At 65.7% G+C, this 18012-nt stretch carries 22 protein-coding genes; 10 read left to right on the forward strand and 12 right to left on the reverse strand.

Annotated features, from left to right (window positions below; genetic code table 11):
• Nucleotides 1–11: 11 nt before the first annotated feature.
• Nucleotides 12–569 (reverse strand): P-loop NTPase family protein, encoded by a 558-nt coding sequence (locus tag PSEEN_RS15065; protein WP_011534403.1) that lies wholly within the window; start codon nucleotides 567–569, stop codon nucleotides 12–14.
• A gap of 112 nt (nucleotides 570–681) precedes the next feature.
• Between PSEEN_RS15065 and PSEEN_RS15070 the strand changes: the two genes are divergently transcribed.
• Nucleotides 682–1155 carry an isochorismatase family protein gene (locus PSEEN_RS15070; RefSeq protein WP_011534404.1) on the forward strand — a complete coding sequence of 158 codons (474 nt, stop codon included), beginning with the start codon at nucleotides 682–684 and terminating at the stop codon, nucleotides 1153–1155.
• Nucleotides 1156–1162: 7 nt separating this feature from the next.
• Here PSEEN_RS15070 and PSEEN_RS15075 read toward each other — a convergent pair whose 3' ends face one another.
• From PSEEN_RS15075 to PSEEN_RS15085, 3 genes are all read right to left on the reverse strand, one after another.
• A complete protein-coding gene (locus PSEEN_RS15075; protein WP_011534405.1) occupies nucleotides 1163–2482 on the reverse strand; it encodes an MFS transporter in 1320 nt (439 codons plus the stop codon).
• Between the two features lie 54 nt (nucleotides 2483–2536).
• Nucleotides 2537–3607, reverse strand: coding sequence for a C45 family autoproteolytic acyltransferase/hydrolase (locus PSEEN_RS15080; RefSeq protein ID WP_011534406.1), 1071 nt, complete (start codon nucleotides 3605–3607; stop codon nucleotides 2537–2539).
• A 99-nt stretch (nucleotides 3608–3706) separates the two neighbouring features.
• Nucleotides 3707–4624, reverse strand: a complete 918-nt coding sequence (locus tag PSEEN_RS15085; protein WP_011534407.1) for a LysR family transcriptional regulator — start codon at nucleotides 4622–4624, stop codon at nucleotides 3707–3709.
• Nucleotides 4625–4982: 358 nt separating this feature from the next.
• Between PSEEN_RS15085 and PSEEN_RS15090 the strand changes: the two genes are divergently transcribed.
• Nucleotides 4983–6704 carry an amidohydrolase gene (locus PSEEN_RS15090; protein ID WP_011534408.1) on the forward strand — a complete coding sequence of 574 codons (1722 nt, stop codon included), beginning with the start codon at nucleotides 4983–4985 and terminating at the stop codon, nucleotides 6702–6704.
• Between the two features lie 38 nt (nucleotides 6705–6742).
• Here PSEEN_RS15090 and PSEEN_RS15095 read toward each other — a convergent pair whose 3' ends face one another.
• The 4 genes from PSEEN_RS15095 to PSEEN_RS15110 all read right to left on the reverse strand — a co-directional run bounded on the left by PSEEN_RS15095 (nucleotide 6743) and on the right by PSEEN_RS15110 (nucleotide 9534).
• A complete protein-coding gene (locus tag PSEEN_RS15095; protein ID WP_044488206.1) occupies nucleotides 6743–6973 on the reverse strand; it encodes a hypothetical protein in 231 nt (76 codons plus the stop codon).
• A gap of 124 nt (nucleotides 6974–7097) precedes the next feature.
• On the reverse strand, nucleotides 7098–7865 hold the full coding sequence (locus PSEEN_RS15100) for a hypothetical protein (protein WP_048815106.1): 768 nt from the start codon (nucleotides 7863–7865) through the stop codon (nucleotides 7098–7100).
• A 91-nt stretch (nucleotides 7866–7956) separates the two neighbouring features.
• Nucleotides 7957–8685, reverse strand: a complete 729-nt coding sequence (locus PSEEN_RS15105) for a hypothetical protein (RefSeq protein WP_044488208.1) — start codon at nucleotides 8683–8685, stop codon at nucleotides 7957–7959.
• A gap of 180 nt (nucleotides 8686–8865) precedes the next feature.
• Nucleotides 8866–9534, reverse strand: coding sequence for a hypothetical protein (locus PSEEN_RS15110; RefSeq protein ID WP_231845273.1), 669 nt, complete (start codon nucleotides 9532–9534; stop codon nucleotides 8866–8868).
• 519 nt (nucleotides 9535–10053) lie between these two features.
• Here PSEEN_RS15110 and PSEEN_RS15115 point away from each other — a divergent pair.
• The gene (locus tag PSEEN_RS15115; RefSeq protein WP_011534413.1) at nucleotides 10054–10917 is read left to right on the forward strand and encodes a sensor domain-containing diguanylate cyclase; all 864 of its coding nucleotides are present in this window, start codon (nucleotides 10054–10056) and stop codon (nucleotides 10915–10917) included.
• A gap of 10 nt (nucleotides 10918–10927) precedes the next feature.
• On the opposite strand, the gene PSEEN_RS15120 is transcribed toward PSEEN_RS15115, so the two are convergent.
• Both PSEEN_RS15120 and PSEEN_RS15125 read right to left on the reverse strand, forming a co-directional pair.
• A complete protein-coding gene (locus PSEEN_RS15120) occupies nucleotides 10928–11569 on the reverse strand; it encodes a DUF1109 domain-containing protein (protein WP_044488828.1) in 642 nt (213 codons plus the stop codon).
• Entirely contained in the window at nucleotides 11556–12143 is a 588-nt protein-coding gene (locus tag PSEEN_RS15125; protein ID WP_011534415.1) for a sigma-70 family RNA polymerase sigma factor, read from the reverse strand. Before PSEEN_RS15125 ends, PSEEN_RS15120 begins: the two co-directional genes overlap by 14 nt.
• Before the next feature lie 372 nt (nucleotides 12144–12515).
• Between PSEEN_RS15125 and PSEEN_RS15130 the strand changes: the two genes are divergently transcribed.
• Genes PSEEN_RS15130 through PSEEN_RS15145 form a run of 4 tightly spaced genes read left to right on the forward strand, consistent with a single transcriptional unit; the run spans nucleotide 12516 to nucleotide 14880 of the window.
• On the forward strand, nucleotides 12516–12800 hold the full coding sequence (locus PSEEN_RS15130; RefSeq protein WP_011534416.1) for a BufA1 family periplasmic bufferin-type metallophore: 285 nt from the start codon (nucleotides 12516–12518) through the stop codon (nucleotides 12798–12800).
• A gap of 16 nt (nucleotides 12801–12816) precedes the next feature.
• Complete coding sequence (gene bufB / locus PSEEN_RS15135; protein WP_011534417.1) at nucleotides 12817–13650, forward strand: MNIO family bufferin maturase; 834 nt, start codon at nucleotides 12817–12819, stop codon at nucleotides 13648–13650.
• Entirely contained in the window at nucleotides 13647–14402 is a 756-nt protein-coding gene (locus PSEEN_RS15140; protein ID WP_011534418.1) for an HvfC/BufC N-terminal domain-containing protein, read from the forward strand. Before bufB ends, PSEEN_RS15140 begins: the two co-directional genes overlap by 4 nt.
• Before the next feature lie 10 nt (nucleotides 14403–14412).
• Entirely contained in the window at nucleotides 14413–14880 is a 468-nt protein-coding gene (locus PSEEN_RS15145) for a DoxX family protein (RefSeq protein ID WP_011534419.1), read from the forward strand.
• A gap of 21 nt (nucleotides 14881–14901) precedes the next feature.
• Here the strand turns inward: PSEEN_RS15145 and PSEEN_RS15150 are convergent, their stop codons facing one another.
• Nucleotides 14902–15264: a type II toxin-antitoxin system RelE/ParE family toxin gene (locus PSEEN_RS15150; RefSeq protein WP_231845274.1), complete on the reverse strand. Its 363-nt coding sequence runs from the start codon at nucleotides 15262–15264 to the stop codon at nucleotides 14902–14904.
• Nucleotides 15261–15539 (reverse strand): type II toxin-antitoxin system ParD family antitoxin, encoded by a 279-nt coding sequence (locus PSEEN_RS15155; RefSeq protein WP_011534421.1) that lies wholly within the window; start codon nucleotides 15537–15539, stop codon nucleotides 15261–15263. The genes PSEEN_RS15150 and PSEEN_RS15155 overlap by 4 nt, the downstream gene beginning before the upstream one ends.
• A 264-nt stretch (nucleotides 15540–15803) precedes the next feature.
• Here PSEEN_RS15155 and PSEEN_RS15160 point away from each other — a divergent pair, with 264 nt between their 5' ends.
• From PSEEN_RS15160 to PSEEN_RS15170, 3 genes are read left to right on the forward strand one after another with little or no spacing between them, the layout of a single operon-like run.
• The gene (locus PSEEN_RS15160) at nucleotides 15804–16580 is read left to right on the forward strand and encodes an ABC transporter substrate-binding protein (protein ID WP_011534422.1); all 777 of its coding nucleotides are present in this window, start codon (nucleotides 15804–15806) and stop codon (nucleotides 16578–16580) included.
• Nucleotides 16581–16604: 24 nt separating this feature from the next.
• The gene (locus PSEEN_RS15165) at nucleotides 16605–17294 is read left to right on the forward strand and encodes an ABC transporter permease (protein ID WP_011534423.1); all 690 of its coding nucleotides are present in this window, start codon (nucleotides 16605–16607) and stop codon (nucleotides 17292–17294) included.
• A 13-nt stretch (nucleotides 17295–17307) separates the two neighbouring features.
• Nucleotides 17308–18006, forward strand: a complete 699-nt coding sequence (locus PSEEN_RS15170) for an ABC transporter permease (protein ID WP_011534424.1) — start codon at nucleotides 17308–17310, stop codon at nucleotides 18004–18006.
• Nucleotides 18007–18012 lie beyond the last annotated feature (6 nt).

Below are 18012 nucleotides of genomic sequence, written 5' to 3' on the forward strand. Positions count from 1 at the left end.
GCAGGGGAGCATTAGAATGCGCCGCTCGACCCCACCGCATCGCGCCCCGCCACCACCCCAGGCAACCCAGCAACAAAAACCGCCACTTGCCGGGCACCACTCAGATGCACCACCGGTACCTGCCCCCCAATGGCCAACCGCAACGCCTCGATCCCCAACCGGCTGACCCGGTCGAAATGCCAGACGAACTTGAGAAATTCGAGAAAATCCTTGTTCGGCTTCTCATTGCACCCCTGCGGCAGATCAGGCCGCGCAGGCTTGAGCAACGAACGCTGGATGACCCGCCTCAGGCAAGTCAGCCGCGGCGTGTCCAGCCAGATCACCAGGTCGGCGTGAGGCAGACGCAGGTCAAAGGTACGCCGCGAATAATTGCCATCGGTGACCCAACTGCCACCCGCAAGCGCCTGCACCACCCGCTCGCGAAACACCTCATCGTCCGCCTCCTCCCAGCCGGGCTCCCAGAACAACCGGTCCAGGTGCACCACCGGCAACCCCAGCCGCGCACCAATCGCCCTGGCCAAGGTCGACTTGCCGCTGCCCGCGTTGCCCAGAATCACGATCCGTTGCATGAGCGCCCCTTCGCTGCGGCGTATCCACCACGTTCAAACCCAGGACGAACGCCCCCCACGAGGCGCTCGGCGCTATACTCGGCGCCCTTCGTACCTGGATCGGGAAAAATCAATGCGGCAAGTACTGCTCATCGTAGACGTGCAATCCACCTTCAGCCCGTCCGAGCGACTGGTGGACGGCATTCGCCGGCTGTCGGCGACCATCCCCACCGTCGCCTCCGTCGAGCTGCACGACGAGCAGGTCACCCCGTTCCAGCGCCAGCTCGGCTGGCACCCGGCCGCCGAGGACGTGGCCCTGGTCGAGGCGGACAAGGTGTTCGTCAAGCACGGCTACGGGCAGACCGCCGAAACCCTCGCCTATATCAAGAGTTTGAACGTCGAGCGCGTGCTGGTGTGCGGCCTGCAGACCGAAACCTGCGTGCTGGCGGCCGGCTTCGCCCTGTTCGATGCCGGGCTCAACCCGACCCTGGTGACCGACCTCACCTCGGGCTCCTCGCTGGACCGCTCCGGGCAGCTGGGGATCGACCTGTGGAAGCACCACTTCGGCCAGGTGACCACCGCCGCCGAAGTGCTCGCCGAGCTCTGACCCCGCGCTACAGCTCGGTCGCCACTACGCGGCCCGTGCAAGCCGGCCCGGGCTCATCAATCTGCGCCATGCTCAAGCGCGCCGTCTCCTTGAGCATCAGCGAGCACACGGCGACAAGCAGCAGCGCCGCAGCGCCATAGAGGGCCACCCCCAACGGGTTGTGGTCGGTGAGGATCAGGATCGCGGTGGCAATGCTCGACGCCGTGCCGCCGCCCAGCGCCGCGCCGACCTGGTAACTCGCCGAGATTCCCGAGTAACGCATGCTGCGCGGGAACTGCTCGCCGAGGAACGCCGGGATCGGCCCCTGGGTCGCCCCCATCAGCGCGCCGGTCAGGCCATAGGCGAACAGCGCGATGCCGAAGCTGTGCAGGTCGACCAGGGCGAAGAAGGCGAACAGCCCCAGCGCCATCACCAAGGCGCCGAACACCATCACCGTACGCCGCCCCAGGCGGTCGGACAGGTGCCCGAACAGCGGCGCCGACAGCACAATGGCCACCGACAGGGTCAGGTCGAACATCAACGCTTCGGTACTGCCGAAGCCGGCCTGGGTGGCATAGGTGAGGAAGAACGTGCTGCCGATGTAGGCGATGGTGCAGTAGCCGAAGGCGATCCCGGTGCACAGCAGCAACTGCCGTGGGCGCTGGCGCAGCGCCTCGGCCAGCGGCGCCCGTGCCGGTGCTTGCGCGGGTGTGGCGGCCGGCGCCTTGAGCCGGGCGTACAGGCCGATCAGCACCAGGGTGCCGCCCAGCCAGAACGGGATGCGCCAGGCGAAGTCCACCAGGTTGCCATCGGCCGCTGCGCTGACCAGGGCGAACACTGCCGCGCCGAGGATGCCGCCGACACCGATGCCCATGCTCGTGAAGCTGCCCCACAAGCCGCGCCGCCCCGGGGGCGCCGACTCGATGCCGAACAGCGCCGCCCCACCCCACTCGCCGCCAGCGGCGAAGCCCTGGACCAGGCGCAGCAGCACCAGCAGCACCGGGGCCGCCGCGCCGATGCTGGCATGGCTAGGCAGGCAGCCGATCAGGAAGGTGCTCAAGCCCATCAACAGCAGCGTGGCGACCAGCACCTTCTGCCGGCCGACGCGGTCACCGAAATGGCCGAACACCAAGCCCCCCAAGGGCCGGGCGAAGAACCCGGCACCGAAGGCACTGAACGCCACCAATGTAGCGGTCAGGTGATCGAGCCCGGGGAAGAACACCTGGGGGAAGACCAGCGCGGCGGCGGTGCCGTAGATGATGAAGTCGTAGAACTCCAGCGCGGTGCCGAGGCCGGAGACACAGAAGGTCCGCAAGGCGGAGCGGGAAGACGCAGGGTGCGCATGCATTGTTATTGTTCTCATCGTGCTGGGCCGTGCCGGTAGGCACGGCACCGGAAGGTCTCAGAAGCGCTGGAAGCCGGCCTTGGCCAGTTGCAGCGGCGTGCCGGCCACATAGTCGAGCGCGCACTGTTCGGTATCGATGCCCACGCTGAGCAAGGTTTCCCAGCGCTCGGTGTCAGGCAGTGCCAGGTCCGGGTGGAAGCAGATCGGCGCGGCGTCGCCGGCCGCGCCGCACATTGCTTCGGCCCGGGCGCGCAAGTCGGCGCTGCCCATCTGGCCAATCACCTGGCGCAGGTGGGCCAGGCGGCCTTCGGTGTCGGCACGGTCGGCAACCTGCTCGCCTTCGCTCAGTTGCGGGTCGAGGAAATGGTTGGTGTGCAGCAGCCAGCCATCCTCGCGCGGCAGCACCAGCGCGGTGCGCTCGGGGCTGAGTTCGATGCTCACGGCGCGGGGGCTTTTGTCCTCGCGGGAAAACACGGTGAGCACGGTGGACGCGCTGACCCGTGCCGAGCGCGCCAGCTCGATGGCCTCGTCGACGCTAGTGGCCTCTTCCAGCAGGCGCCGGGCGATGGCATGCACCGGCACGCCGCCGTGGGCGTTGTCGCTGGCGTGGTGGAGGATATTGAAATGCAGGCCCAGGCCCGCACTGTTGACCCCGAGCTTGGCCAGCATGCCGAACTCGCAGAACAGCTTGACCCGCAGGCCGCGCTCGGTATCCAGCGCCAGCATCAGGCCGTGGGGGCAGAGGCTGTCGTGCCAGTCCCAGGTCTGCAGGGTCTGCGGCGCACGCGGACCGCGTGGGGCGTGCACGGTGGTCGAGCATTCGCTGTGGCGGGTACGTGCCGCCAATACCTCGGTGCGCGCGTTCAGGCTCGCCAACTGCCACAGGGGCAGTCCGGCACCGGTGGCCATGCCGGCGATTTCAGCGGCCAGCGCCGGGCTCCAGGCCTCCAATGCGGCCTGGCTGTTCTCACCGATGCGCTGGGCCTCCTGTGGCGCTATGCCGACACGCGGGAAGAACTCCAGGTACAGCTGGGTGGTGTGGCGGATCTGCTCGGCGAAGGCTTCGCCGATCTGGCGACCGCGTGCCGAAGGGTCACGGATATCGCTGACGAACGTGTGGATCTTCACGACGGGGAAACTCCTGTGGGAACAGCGCCAGCCTAGCGGCGTGCCCCCTCCCCGATCATCGCCCCGCCCCGCACAACTTTTGTGCCTGGGTGGAAAAAATCAGCCGCGCAATCCCTGCGTCTTCAAGTGCGCGTGCAACAGGGCGATGAAGGCCTGCACCTTGCGCGTGTTGCGCCGATGCGGCAGGTACAGCACATGCACCCAGGGGCCGAAGGCGCTGAGGGAGCGCCAGTAGTCGGGCATCACCTCCACCAGCTCGCCACGCGCCAGGTATGGCGCCGCGCTCCAGGTAGGCACGAACTGCAGGCCCTGGCCGTCGAGCAGGCAGGCCAGCAGGAAATCGAAGCTGTCGCTCACCAGCTTCGGCGTGGGCTGTCGTACCCGCAGTGTCTGGCCTTCGTGCTCGATCCACCAGAAGCTGCGGTTGAGCAGCGGGTGACGCAGCAACAGCCAGTCGTGCTGGGCGTAGTTTTCCAGGGTGATGGCGCTGCCCCGGCGGGCCAGGTAGCCGGGGCTGGCGCAGAGGATCACGCGGTTCTCGATCAGCGGCTGGGCGATCAGTTCGGGCTGGTCGGTGGGGCCGTCGCGCAGCGACAGGTCGTAGCCGCCGTCGATCAGGTCGTCGTTGGCGTCGTTGAGGTTCACCTCCAGGCGCACCTGCGGGTGTTCGTTCATGAACCGGCAGCACACCTGGTTGAGGAATGCCGGGCCGAACGACGGTGGCGCGGTGATGCGCAGGGTGCCGCGCAGTTCGTGTTGCAGTTGCTCCACTTCCTCGGTGACCCGCTGCAGGTGCATCAGCGCCTGGCGCGCGCCTTCGAGGTACAGCGTGCCGGCCTCGGTCAGGGCCATGCGCCGGGTGGTGCGCTCGAACAGGCGCACGCCGAGCTCGCTTTCCAGGTGGGCGACGGCCTTGGTGATGGCCGAGGGGGTCTTGCCCAGTTGCTCGGCGGCGCGGCTGAAGCTGCGGTGTTCGGCGGCGGCGACGAAGAGGGTCAGGGCCGTCATTTTGTCCATGGTTGTTTCCTGTTCTGCACGCGTGGGGCGCGGGGCAGTATCCATGGGGAGATGGATGGACGGCAATTTTTGGATTTGGCGTGATTCCTGTGGCAACAGCTGTCTTGCAAGAGGCTCAGGATTTAAACCGCCCCTTGTGGGAGCGGCCTTGTGTCGCGAAAGGGCTGCATGGCAGCCCCAGGATTTGAGCCTTGGCGCAAAGAATGCCGGGGCCGCTTTGCGGCCCTTTCGCGACACAAGGCCGCTCCCACAGGGATTGTTTCCCGTACGGGAAAAAAGTTGTGCCTGTTCACTCGTTTAACGCCTGCACCCACCTGGCTAGCCTGCCCCTTCATCACAAGTAAGCACGAGGCAGCCAATGAAGCAGCTCCTGAAGATAGCCCTCGGCGCCGGCCTGGCCTGCACCGCCTTGCCCGGCCTGGCGGCGGTGGACCTGATCCTGCACAACGCCAAGGTCTACACCGCCGAGCCCGGCCAGCCGCTGCAGCAGGCAGTGGCGGTGGACGGCGAGACGATCGTCGCGGTGGGCAGCGACACGGCCGTGCTGCGCCTGAAGACCACGGGCACCCAGGTCATAGACCTCGGCGGCAAGGTGCTGATGCCTGGCCTGCTCGACTCCCATTCCCACGCCATCAAGGGCGGCCTGCAACTGGCACTGGCCGACCTGGCCGGCGTGCAGGTACCGCTCGACGAACTGGAACAGCGCCTGCGCCAATGGCGCGACGACGGCAAGGCCCGGCGTGGCGAGTTCCTCAGCATCGGCGGCCTGCCCCCCACCTACTGGGACGACATCGCCGCCCTGGAGCAACGCTTCAACCACGGCGAGTGGGCCAACCAACCGATCCTGTTCGCCGCCAACGACATGCACACCGGCTGGGCCAACCGGGCCATGCTCGCCCGCGCCGGGATCGACGCCAGCACCCTCGCCGCGCTGCCGGCCGAAGCCCGCAACACCATCGGCCGGCACCCGGACGGCAGCCCCAACGGTTTCCTGGTCGATGCCAGCCTGTACCCGGTCACCGACCTGCTGCCGGCCCTCACCCACGACACCCTGATGTCGGCCGGGCGCCTGGCCCTGGACCGCTACAAGCAGCTCGGCGTCACCGGCTGGATGGACCCGCTGGCCAACGAACTGCCGGGCGCCGACGTGCACAACGACTCCCTGGGCGTACTGCCGGTGTACAAGGCGCTTGCGGATAATGGCGAGCTGACCGCCCATGTCGCGGCTTTGCTGATGGCCGATTCCAAGGCCGGCCCGGCCGACCTCGACCAGCTGGACAAGGTGCGCCAGCAGTTCATCGGGGTACGCAACCTCACCCTGCCTGGTATCAAGGTGTTCGCCGACGGCGTCGCGGAGATGCCGGCACAAAGCGCGGCCATGCTCGAGCCTTACAAGAACTCCGGGCAACGCGGCGAGTTGCTGCTCGACCCCGCACGCTTCGGCGCACTGGTCAGCGCCGCCGACGCCCGAGGCTGGCTGGTGCATGTGCATGCCATCGGCGACCGCGCCGTGCGCGTGGCCCTCGACGGCGTGGCCCAGGCCCGCCGCGAGCGCAGCAGCGGCATCCCCCACTCCATCACCCACCTGCAGATGGTCAACCCCAAGGAGTACCCACGCTTCAGGCAGCTCGACGTGATCGCCTCGATGCAGCTGTACTGGGCCAGCGCCGACGCGGCCAACCTCGAACTGGTCAAGCCGTATGTGAACGCCATGGCCTTCCTGCACACCTTCCCGGCCCGTTCGCTGCTCAAGCAAGGCGCCACCATCGCCGGCGCCAGCGACTGGCCGATCAGCACCCCCGACCCGTGGCAGGCGATCTACCAGGCCATCAGCCGCAAGGGCCCGAAGGGTGTGCTCAATGCCGACGAAGCCCTCGACCGCCAGGCCATGTTCCAGGCCTACACCCTCAATGCCGCCCGGGCCATGCGCCTGGAACGGCTGGTCGGCTCGCTCGCGGCGGGCAAGCAGGCCGACATGATCGTGCTCGACCGCGATGTGCTGACGGTCGAGCCCGAAGTGTTGCGCGACACCCAGGTGCTGCAAACCTGGTTCGCCGGAAAACGGATCTACGCGCGTTGAGTGCAGGCGCCGCCCGCGAGGGCGGCGCCTGCACAGGGTCACACTTCCTTGAAGGTGGCAGCCGCGCCACCCACACCGCCACCCAAGGTGAGGCACTCGACGGAAATCTGCGGGCGATTACCGTCTCGCAAGGTGTAGCGGTCGCCGACGACGAGGGTCTGCCCTGGCGAATTCACACAGTTGGGTACCGCATAGTTCTGGTTACCGCCCGTGTAGGCACCACCAGTTGCAACCACTTTGTTCAGCGAGGCGCTATAGACATCGGTCATGTTGGTTTCCTTCCCTGTTTCATTGATGAATGCGGGTAGCGGTGCAGCCTGTACCGCTACCCACGCCCTGACAGTAATGGGCCCGCCCCACCGGGATAAGTATCGATACCGTAACCTCGGCCACTCACGGTTGCGTGGGGTAGTTGCCCGGTACGAAGGCATTGATCGACACATCGAAATAAACGCTTTGCGGGCTCGATGCGCTCAAGGTCACCGCGGTGTAGCGGCCCATCTGCAATGTCGCGTTGGCCGACGCCTGCGCCGACTTGCTCATCGTCTGGGGCGCCACCGGCCGCAGCACGCTCAGGGGCAACACACTGCCAACGGGTACATTGCTGGCGACGAACACCCAGACCGTCGGCGCGGTTACCTGGGTGTACCGCGTCTGGTAAGGGTTGAGGCTGTTGTAATTGACGGGCGTCGGGTTGTCCGGTTTTCCATCGTCGCTCTGGTAGATGAAACTTGCCACGCCCGTGGCCACCGGCTGGGCATACTGCGGCGCGTCGTAATACATGCCGACGTACCCCGCCAGGCCACTGCCATCGCCGTTCACCTGCGTGCCATCGAAGCTGTAGGTATTGCCCGCCTGCGCCTCGGAGCAAGCCTGCATGGTCACTGTGCCCGGGTACGCCACCGGGACGTAAGACACATAGACCGCGAGGCTGGTGTCGAACACCAGCGTGGTCTGATCGGCAATCGGCTGCAGGATGTAGGCCACCACGACATTGTCGCCCTCGGAAACCGGGTCAGGCAGTACCACGATGATGTACTGGTTATTGGCAACCAGGAACTGCCTGGCCTGAAGGTCGACATTGAGGTTCAGCAGCAGTGTCCCTGCGCTGCAAGGCAGTGCCGCCAGCATGCCCAGCAGCCAAGCGACGGTCAGACACATCAATCCGGATCGATTCATTGGCTTCTCCCAAGAAAAACACCCGTATCCACCAAGGGCGGATACGGGTGTCATGGCATCAACCGATGCGCTTTCAGCTGCCGGAGTTGACGATGGTACCGATCGTCGAGCCCGAGCTTACCGGCTGTACGGCGGGAGTGCCGGGCAGGTTGGTGATGGCGAAGGTGCTGGCCAGCACCTGCAGGTCGTATTCAATGGTGCTGGCATTGAAGGAGAAGGTGCAGCCCGGCGCCGACACGCTGGCCTGCACGTTACCCGACTGCAGGCTCTGTTGCGCCGCCACCATCAGGATGGTGTCCAGTGGTTTCATCATGATCGAACCTTGTGGGTTCAGGGTGAAAGCGCAGAAAGGCAGGTACTGGGTACCGTTCGGTGTGGTGACCAGCCCGGCAAGGCCCACGGTCAACGGTGGCGTCCCGGCCGGCCGGTTGTTGAACAGGCCCAGGCTGTCGGCCGGCACACCCGACACACCGCCCGACACGAAGCTGCCGTCAGGGTTGAAGGTCTGCGCGCTGCCCAGCGACAGCTCCGTGGAAATGGACTGCATCTGGATCGTGGTATTGGCCGCGATGTTGCCCTGGGTGGTGACATAGATCTTGTATTGCGGGTTGTACTCGATGTCGACCAGCCCGAACATCGAACCAAACGGCACGGAGAACCAGGTGGGCACACCGGCGGTGAGCTGGTTTGGCCCCACCGCGCCTTTGTAGGCCATCAGGCTGTAGCCCTGGGCTTGCAAGGCACTGAGCACCGCCTTCTGGTCGGCCGTAGTGAAATCAAAATCCATGGAGAACGTGGTCATCTTTTCACCTGTCATTCCTTAACGCCTTGATATATGTCGGCCGCGTGTTTGGCGGCCAACGACCTGAGTCACCGAATAGCAACTTTCAATCCTTGGCTTTTCCTTGTGACTCGGGAGAAGCGTAAACATCCAGCCGCTGCCCAATAAGTAGCGTTACCGTAACTAACGGCGAACTTTCAGTTACCCCCGCAAGCATGCCCGCTCCTGTTGCGGTGTATTCAGAAACGCCTGCAATGCCTGGCAAATGGAGGACGCCAAGGCTTCCTGGTGGGTGATCTGCGGGTAGGCTTCGCCGTTGAACTGCTCCGACCAGGTCACGCAACCGGTGGCCGTTTCGATCAGGCGAACGCTGGTGCGGATGCGCTGCGCATCGACATGCACGCTGCCCTCCAGGCGGTGCCCACCGGCCATGGGTTGCGGTGCCCTGCCAACGGGCTCGACGATGATTCGCCGGCCCAGGTTCTTGTACAGCAGGTGCGTCAGTTCCTCGTGCAACCCCTGGGCGAAACACTCCCACTCGGCGGCTTGCGCCACGCACCTGAAGGGGCAGATGGAGAAAGCGTTGCCCTGCTGAAACCCGCAGGTGGCCGGGCGCAGGCGCCGGAACTCGGGCATGTAGCACCCCAGCGGCACGACGATTTCAAGCGAGGCGGTGTTGTCGCCGACGGCATAATAGTGCTTGAGCTTGGCCCGCAAGCGCCCGACCTGGACACGGACCACCGGGTCCTCTCCCGGGCTGTAGTACCGCGGGTCGCGGTCGAACACCCCGATACCGATCGCATATTCGCTGGTGTCCCGGACGCACTCCCTGAGCGCCTGCTCCACCAGGTAATCCAGCAGTCGGCTCATGCGTGGCGATTTCCTGAAAGCCGCGCTGGCCAACAGCGCGTCCTTCGCGGACCTGACCTCCTCCACCGCCACCAGATCCTGGCCCACTCGTTTGCCCTGCGCTTCAGCCATGGCATGAATTTCCTCTGCATCCTTACATGGAAAATATGCATGTATGCCGAGCGGCTTGGTTCGATACATCCTTGGGCAGCACTGCACTCGCCACACCGCACTGTCTGGAAACGCCGCCCCTGTTTCTTAGTTCGACAAGTTCTGGCGGCCCCGCAAGTTTCACAACTTCCAGCGGTGCCTGACAGCCTAACGACGCGCGCAGTAGCCTATAAGTATCGTTACCGTAGCGCGGAAGTTTCCTGGCCGTGCCGCGCATTTTTATCCGGGCCGCAGTGGTGGCCCGGCCACCACCCTGTGTATGCTGTCCCCCGCGCGGCGAACGGAATCCCGGGCTGGCCTGCAGGAGCGCTCAAGCCACCCCACGCGATCGGGCCAAGATCGAGCACTATGTGACGGACGCCCCGCCCTATGCCCGTTGACTTGCAGGCGCTCTACCCCAAGCTGATCCACCTGATGCTCGACACCGTGTTCGTGGTCGACCGGGACGACACCATCGTGTTCGTGAGCAACGCCTGCGAAGCCCTGCTCGGCTACCGCGCCGAGGAGCTGACCGGCACCCCGATCACCCGCTACATGCACCCCGACGACCTGGAGGCCACCCGCGCCTCGATCGTCAAGGTCATGGGCGGCACGCCCCACTTCGATTTTCGCAACCGCTACCTGCGCAAGGATGGCGGTGTGGTGCATATTCTCTGGGCGGCGTTCTGGTCCGACGAGGTGGGCGCACGCATCGGTGTCGCGCGCAACATTACCGCCCTCGCCCAGGCCGAGCACGAACTGCGCTTCCTCGCCCACCACGACCCGTTGACCCACTTGACCAACCGCTCGCTGTTCAACGACCGGCTGGCCTCGGCCTTGCGCTCGGCACAACGTCACCAACGCCGGCTGGCGCTGCTGTTCCTGGATATCAACGACTTCAAGGGCATCAATGACGGCCACGGCCATGCGGTGGGCGACCGTGTGCTGTGCGCCATCGCGCAACGCTTGCAGGCCTGCGTGCGCGAGGCCGACACGGTGGCGCGCATCGGCGGAGACGAATTCATCGTGCTGTTGACCGATATCCCGTCGGATACCGCCGTGTACGAGAAGGTGGAGCAAATCGCCGCGGCCATGGCCGAGCCGCTGAGCGCGGAATTCGGTGAAGTGCGGATGCCGTCCTGCAGTATCGGCCTGGCCTTCTACCCTGAGGATGGCCAGGATGCCGATACCCTGCTCAGCCACGCGGACGGCGACATGTACCGCAACAAGCGGCGCCGCGCCCGGGTGGGGTGAGCCTCGCGCATCACCAGCGCAGCAGGCGCGGCCCGAGCACGGCGCCGAGCAGCGTGGGCACGAGCATGCCCAACAGGTACCAGAGCCCCCAGAACGGCACGCCCATCTCCGGGCAATGCAGGCAGTACACCAGTGTCGCGGTGGAGCCGGCGAGCAGCCCGCCTGCGGCGCCGGCCTGGCGCAGGCGGGTCGGCGCCAGGCCACGCAACGCCCAGAACACGGCGATGAATACCGGTGTCGAGAGCAGGGTGATGTTCAATGCGCAGGTGCGCCAGGTGCGGCCAAAGATCAGGTCGGCCCGCGCCTCCGGCGGGGCACCGAACAGGCTGATGGCGGCGCCCAACCATACCAGCAGCAACGGCACCCCCAGCAGCCCCCACAACGCACCGCCTCTTACACCCGGCCGGGCCAGCCGCTGGGTCAACCACAGGCCCAGCAACGCCAGGCTGGTGGGCAACGCCACCTTGGCCCAGAACAATGGCGTGCGCGCCACCTCGGCCAGGTCGCTCCGTACACCGTAGAGCGCCACGGTCAGCAACAGCGCGCCCAGCAGGCCGGCGAGCAGCGCCAGCCCCAGGCGCCGCGCCAGCGCGTGGCGGTCCACCGGCCCTTCCGCGGTGGCCAGCAGGCTGATCAGTTCATCGGTCTTCATCATGGCCTTTACCTCGAATCAACTTGCCCAGGGCCTTGAGGCCTCGGTGTATCCCCACCTTCACCGCCGAACTGGATAGCCCGGTGATTTGCGCGGTTTCCTCCACCGACAAGCCCTCCAGCTTGACGTGCACGATGGGCAGGCGCTGACGGTCCGGCAACTGCCCGAGCAGTTTGCCCAGGTCCCGACTGGCCTGGGCGGGTTGCTCATCACTGGCGGCGAACAGTTCGCTGTCGTCGTCCAACAGATCGTGCCGCGCCTCGCGACGGGCGTGGCTGCGCAGGTGGTCGGCCAGCTTGTAGCGGGCGATCGCCTGCACCCAGGCGGTGAGCGGCTGCCGCGCCTGGTAGGTGTGGCGCGCATTGTGCACCGCCAGCAGCACCTCCTGCAGCAGGTCCTCGACCTCGGCCGGGTGCTGGGGCAGGCGCCGCCGCAGAAAGCCGCGGATATGGGCTGCCAATGCCGTGAGGAACTGGCGATAGGCGAAGGTGTCGCCTGCCAGCCCTTGCAGCAACAGGGCCTGCAACTGCGATTCGCGGGTGCTGAGCACGTCCTGTGAGTTAGTTCGTTGCATCGGCCGCCAGGGTTACACCGTCGGTGGGTTTCTTTTCATCCAAGCATTGCCTGCGTGCCGGGCGCAAGTGGCGGATGAACGGTAAAGGCTTCCGGGACCCGTCCCTGGTCATGGGGTGGTGCGCATATCGCGGATGAATCCGCTCCTACAGCGGTTGCACATGCCGCACCTGGGGCGCCGCAAGGCGAACGATCATGGCCAAGGTAGGAGCGGATTCATCCGCGATGCGCCGCGCGCGGCGCTCGATCTCATAGGCGCAGACAATCCCGAGAAAAAAATTTCCCGAGCCTGTAACCCGATCCGCCCCCACCACGAACTACTCCATGAGCCGCCGGTAAACCGCCTCGGCCACTTCCCCTGGAGAGCACCACCATGAAAACCCTCGCCCTCGCCTCCGCCGCCCTGGCCCTCGCCGCCCTGGCCGGCACCGCCATGGCCGACGACACCAAGCCAGCCGGCACCGGCGCCACCATGGAAAAATGTTACGGCGTCGCCATGGCCGGCAAGAACGACTGCAAGGCCGGTGCCGGCACCACCTGCGCCGGCAGTGCCAAGAAGGACTACGACGGCATGCACTGGAAGAACGTCCCCACCGGCACCTGCACGTCGATCCAGACCCCCAACGGCATGGGCTCGCTCACCCCGATCAAGTCCTGAACAGAGGCCGCCGACCATGAACGGGATCACCACAATCGGTGCCGGGCTCGGGCTCAAGGCCGAGCACTATGCCCAAGCCTGGGCCTGCCGCGCAGACGGAATGTGGTTCGAAGTCCACCCGGAGAACTACATGGTCGGTGGCCCACGCCTTGCCTGGCTGCAGCGGATGGCCGAGCGTCATCCACTGTCGCTGCACGGCGTCGCGCTGTCACTGGCGGCGGACGCCGAACCGGATATCGAGCACCTGCGCCGCTTGCGCCTGCTGATCGAACAGGTGCGCCCGGCACTGGTGTCGGAACACCTGGCCTGGTCGACCTGGCGTGGCCAGTACCACCCCGACCTGCTGCCCTTCCCTCGCTGCCACGAAGCGCTGGTGCGCATCAGCGCGAACATCCAGCGCACCCAGGAGGCACTGGGGCGCCCCATTTCCATCGAGAACCCCAGCCACTACCTGCACCTGGACGGCCATGACTGGGACGAAATCGATTTTCTCGGCGAACTGGTCCGCCGCACCGGCTGCGGCCTGCTGCTGGACGTCAACAACGTGCATGTCAGTGCCCACAATCTCGGTTTCAGCGCCCAGGACTACCTCGCCCGCTTCCCGGCCCAGGCCATCACCGAAGTCCACCTGGCCGGCCACAGCCATGACGACCAGGGCACACTGCTGATCGACTCCCATGACGCCCGCATCGCCGAACCGGTGTGGATGTTGTACCGGCAACTGATCCAGCGAATCGGCCCACGGCCAACCCTGATCGAACGCGACGGCAACATTCCCACCTTCGACGATTTGCTGGCCGAGCGCGCCATTGCCCAGGCGACCCTCGACCGAACCGGAGACCTGCCATGAACCTCAGCCTTGGCCAGTTCCAGGCCGCATTCGTCGACGCCCTGTACCTGCGCCCCGCCCCGCAGCTGGCGGCACTTACCGAACAGGCGGCGTTCGCGGTGTACCGCAACACCGTTCTGGCAGGCTGTGTCGACGCGCTCCGGGCCAACTTCCCCAGCGTCGAAACGCTGGTCGGGCCCGAATGGATGCACGATGCCGCCGCAGCCTACGCCCAGCAGTCGCCGCCCTGCGACCCACGGCTGATCCACTACGGCGCGGCGTTCCCGGCCTTTCTCGAAGATCTGCAGGCCTTTCACGGCCTGGTCTACTTGGCGGACGTCGCGCGCCTGGACTTCGCCTGGGGCGAAGCGTTCAGCGCACCCGACGATCCCTGCCTGCAACTGGCCGACCTGGCGGGCATGACGGCCAGTGACCTTGCCCGTAGCCACCTGCGCCCGCGTGCCAGCGTGCGCTGGCAGTGGTTCGATGCGCACCCGGCCTACAGCCTCTGGCGCCACAGCCGCGAACACCTGCCCTGGCCACCGGATCACGCCTGGATCGGCGAAGGCGCGCTGTTCAGCGGTGACTGCGCAGGCGTCACCCACCAGGCCCTCAGCCTCGGCGGTTGCGCCTTCCTCGATGCCTGTGCCGCCGGGCAGCCGCTGGAACAGGCTTCGCTGCACGCCGAACAGTCCCAACCCAATCTGGACTTCAACGACCTGCTCGGCCGGTTGCTGCAAGCCCAGGTCTTTCGCCCACTCACCTTCGCTTGAGGGAGCCGTCATGGACATCACCCACGCCAGCGCGTCACCCCACGGTCTGCGCCAACTCTGGAATCGCCTTGCCGACCACCTGCAACGGCTGTTGAGCGACAGCCTGCTGTGCCTGGTCGCCCGCCTGGGCATCGCCTCGATCTTCTTTCTGTCCGGGCGCACCAAGGTCGAAGGGCTGCTGACCATTACCCCCGGCACCTATGAGTTGTTCCAGAGCGACTATGCCTTGCCGCTGGTCTCCCCCTGGCTGGCGGCGCACCTGGCGACCTATGCCGAGCACCTGTTCCCGCTGCTGCTGGTGCTGGGCCTATTCACCCGCCTGTCGGCGCTGGCCTTGCTGGGGATGACCACGGTGATCGAGATCTTCGTCTACCCGGATGCCTGGCCCACCCACCTGTCCTGGGCTGGCCTGCTCCTGCTGCTGGTCGCCCGGGGTGGCGGGAGATGGTCGCTGGATCGGGTGTTGCGCTTGCGCTGACGCGCCGGCTTCGTGCCGCAGCTACTGATGGAGGTGCTCCAGATGCGAAGAGACCTCCATCACATCGTGAAGGATACGGACGATCTCGATGACCTCGCCCGCTGCGGCGCGATAGAAAACGATATGCCGCGGCCTGACAACTCTCTGCGATGTGACCTCCAGCCTGCAGAAGAACAGGTGCAGGCTCCTGAGCCCTGGCGACAGCTCATCGCGCGCCGCGCTGCCAACACGGCCAGGCTCACACGCTATGGCGCGAAACGCTGCCTGAAGGAGGTCCTGGTAGCGACCCCTGGCAGCCGCGCCGAATTTCACTTCCGTATAGCGCAGGATATCCACAATATCGGTGCGGGCGTGATACGAGATGCGTACCACCGGCCGCTTCACGCCTTCGCGCTCGCCAGGCGGCCCAGGTCGTCGAGGTAGGCCTCGAGGTCTGCCGGATCGACCTCGTCATACTCACCGGATTCAAGTTGCATGATCCCGGCGGAAGTGGCCGTGCGCAGTGCTTCAAGCCTGGCCGACTCTGCAGCCTCATGGGCAAGCAGCATGCGCAGGCCGGCACGCACGACTTCGCTGAAGTTCTGATATCGACCCGCCTTCACGAGATCATCGATGGACTGCTCGAGCGGGCTGGGGACGATCACGTTGTGGGTAGCCATGGGGAATCCTCAGGCGTGGGCCGATATGGCGCTTTATGCCATACCCCCGGACAAAATACCAAGCCTGCGGCCTCCCGCAAGACCAGCGGGAAAGCGCTGATTCATGTGTCCTGAGTACATCAGGATGGCCGTCAGTCGCCTGACCGACACAAATATTTTCACTATGTTGATTTATGAAATTATTCATGTCATTTTCTGACTCACCTGCTCCATCGCCCGCAACGGGCCATGGCAGGCACCGCCCTACCCACCGGAGTCAAGAATATGAACAAGACCGGACTTCTAGGCGCATTGGCACTCTGTGCCTGCAGCGCACTCACCCAAGCCGACGAAGGCAGCCTGCGCATCGGCATCGAAGCCGCCTACCCGCCGTTCTCCTACCGTACCCCCGCAGGCGAACTGGCCGGCTTCGACTACGACATCGGCAACGCCCTGTGCGCGCAGATGCAGGTGAAATGCCAGTGGGTCATCCAGGAGTTCGACGGGATGATTCCGTCTTTGAAGGTGCGCAAGATCGACGCCGTGCTGTCGTCCATGTCGATCACCGAGGACCGCCTGAAATCGGTCGATTTCACCGACAAGTACTACCACACCCCCGGCAAGTTCGCGATGAAGGCCGGCAGCACCCTCAACGACCCGGTCGCCGACCTCAAGGGCCACAAGCTCGGTGTGCAACGCGCCTCCACCTACGACCGCTACGCCACCGAGCAACTGGAACCCGCCGGCGTCGAAGTGGTGCGCTACGCCTCGCAGAACGAAGCCTTCCTCGACCTGGTGGCCGGCCGTCTGGACGCCACCCTCGCCGACATCGTCAACACCGAGGAAAGCTTCATCAAGACCCCCGCAGGCCAAGGCTTCGCCCTGGTCGGCCCGGACGTCAGCGACCCGCAGTACTTCGGCCGCGGCGCTGGCATCGCCGTGCGCAAGGGCGACAGCGCCAACCTGGCCCGGCTCAACGCCGCCATCGCCGCGATCCGCGCCAACGGCACCTACCAGCAGGTGCAGAGCAAGTACTTCCCGTTCGACATCTACGGCCAGTAATCCCGGCCGACGAGGACTCTCATCATGCTTTACGGCTACGGCTCGAGCATTCTCGAGGGCGCCTGGCTGAGCGTCAGCCTGGCCCTGCTGGCGATGGCCCTGGCCATTACCCTGGGCCTGATCGGCGCGGCCTGCCGCCTGTCACCGCTGAAATGGCTGGCGGCCGTGGGTGATGTCTACACCACGGTGGTGCGCGGCATTCCCGACCTGGTGCTGATCCTGCTGGTGTTCTACGGCGGCCAGGACCTGGTCAACCGGCTGGCCCTGGCGCTGGGCTACGAGCAGTACATCGACATAAACCCGTTCATCGCCGGGGTCTGCACCATGGGCTTCATTTTCGGGGCGTACCTGTCGGAGACCTTTCGCGGCGCCTTCCTGGCCATCCCCCGCGGCCAGGCCGAAGCGGGCGCGGCCTATGGCATGAGCGGCCTGCAGGTGTTCTGGCGGATCAGCGTGCCACAGATGGTGCGCCTGGCCCTGCCGGGCTTCACCAACAACTGGCTGGTGCTGACCAAGTCCACCGCCCTGATTTCGGTGATCGGCCTGCAGGACATGATGTTCAAGGCCAAGAACGCCGCCGACGCCACCCACCAACCCTTCACCTTCTTCCTCGCCGTGGCCGGGCTGTACCTGCTGCTGACCAGCGTGTCGCTGGTGCTGTTGCGCGGCGTGGAGAAGCGCTATTCGGTCGGTGTCAAAGCCGCCGAGCTGTGAGAGGACGCCTTCGATGATGCTCGACTATTCACTGATCTGGCAGAACCTGCCGCTGTACCTGGGTGGCATCGCGCTGACCCTGAAAGTACTGCTGATCTCCCTGGCCTGCGGCCTGGTGCTGGCGATCCCGCTGGCACTGATGCGCGTCTCGCGGTCCTGCCTGCTGCGCGTGCCGGCCTGGCTCTACACCTATGTGATCCGCGGCACGCCGATGCTGGTGCAGCTGTTCCTGATCTACTACGGCCTGGCGCAGTTCGAGGCGGTGCGGCAGAGCCCGCTGTGGCCATACCTGTCCAGCGCCACCTTTTGCACCTGCCTGGCGTTCGCCATCAATACCAGCGCCTACAGCGCCGAGCTGCTGGCCGGCAGCCTCAGGGCCACGCCCCGGGGCGAACTGGAAGCCGCCCGCGCCATGGGCATGTCGCGCCTGACCCTGTACCGCCGCATCCTGCTGCCGTCGGCCCTGCGCCGGGCCCTGCCGCAATACAGCAACGAGGTGCTGATGATGCTGCAGACCACCAGCCTGGCCTCGATCGTCACCCTGGTCGACATCACCGGCGCGGCCAAGACCTTCAACGCCCGCTACTACCTGCCCTTCGAGGCGTTCATCACCGCAGGGCTGATCTACCTGGTCCTGACGTTCATTTTGGTGCGCCTGTTCAAGCTGGCCGAGCGCCGCTGGCTGGCCTACCTGGCCCCGCGCAAGCACTAAGGAGCT

The sequence above is a fragment of the Pseudomonas entomophila L48 genome, from assembly GCF_000026105.1.
In the GTDB taxonomy this organism is placed as follows: domain Bacteria; phylum Pseudomonadota; class Gammaproteobacteria; order Pseudomonadales; family Pseudomonadaceae; genus Aquipseudomonas; species Aquipseudomonas entomophila.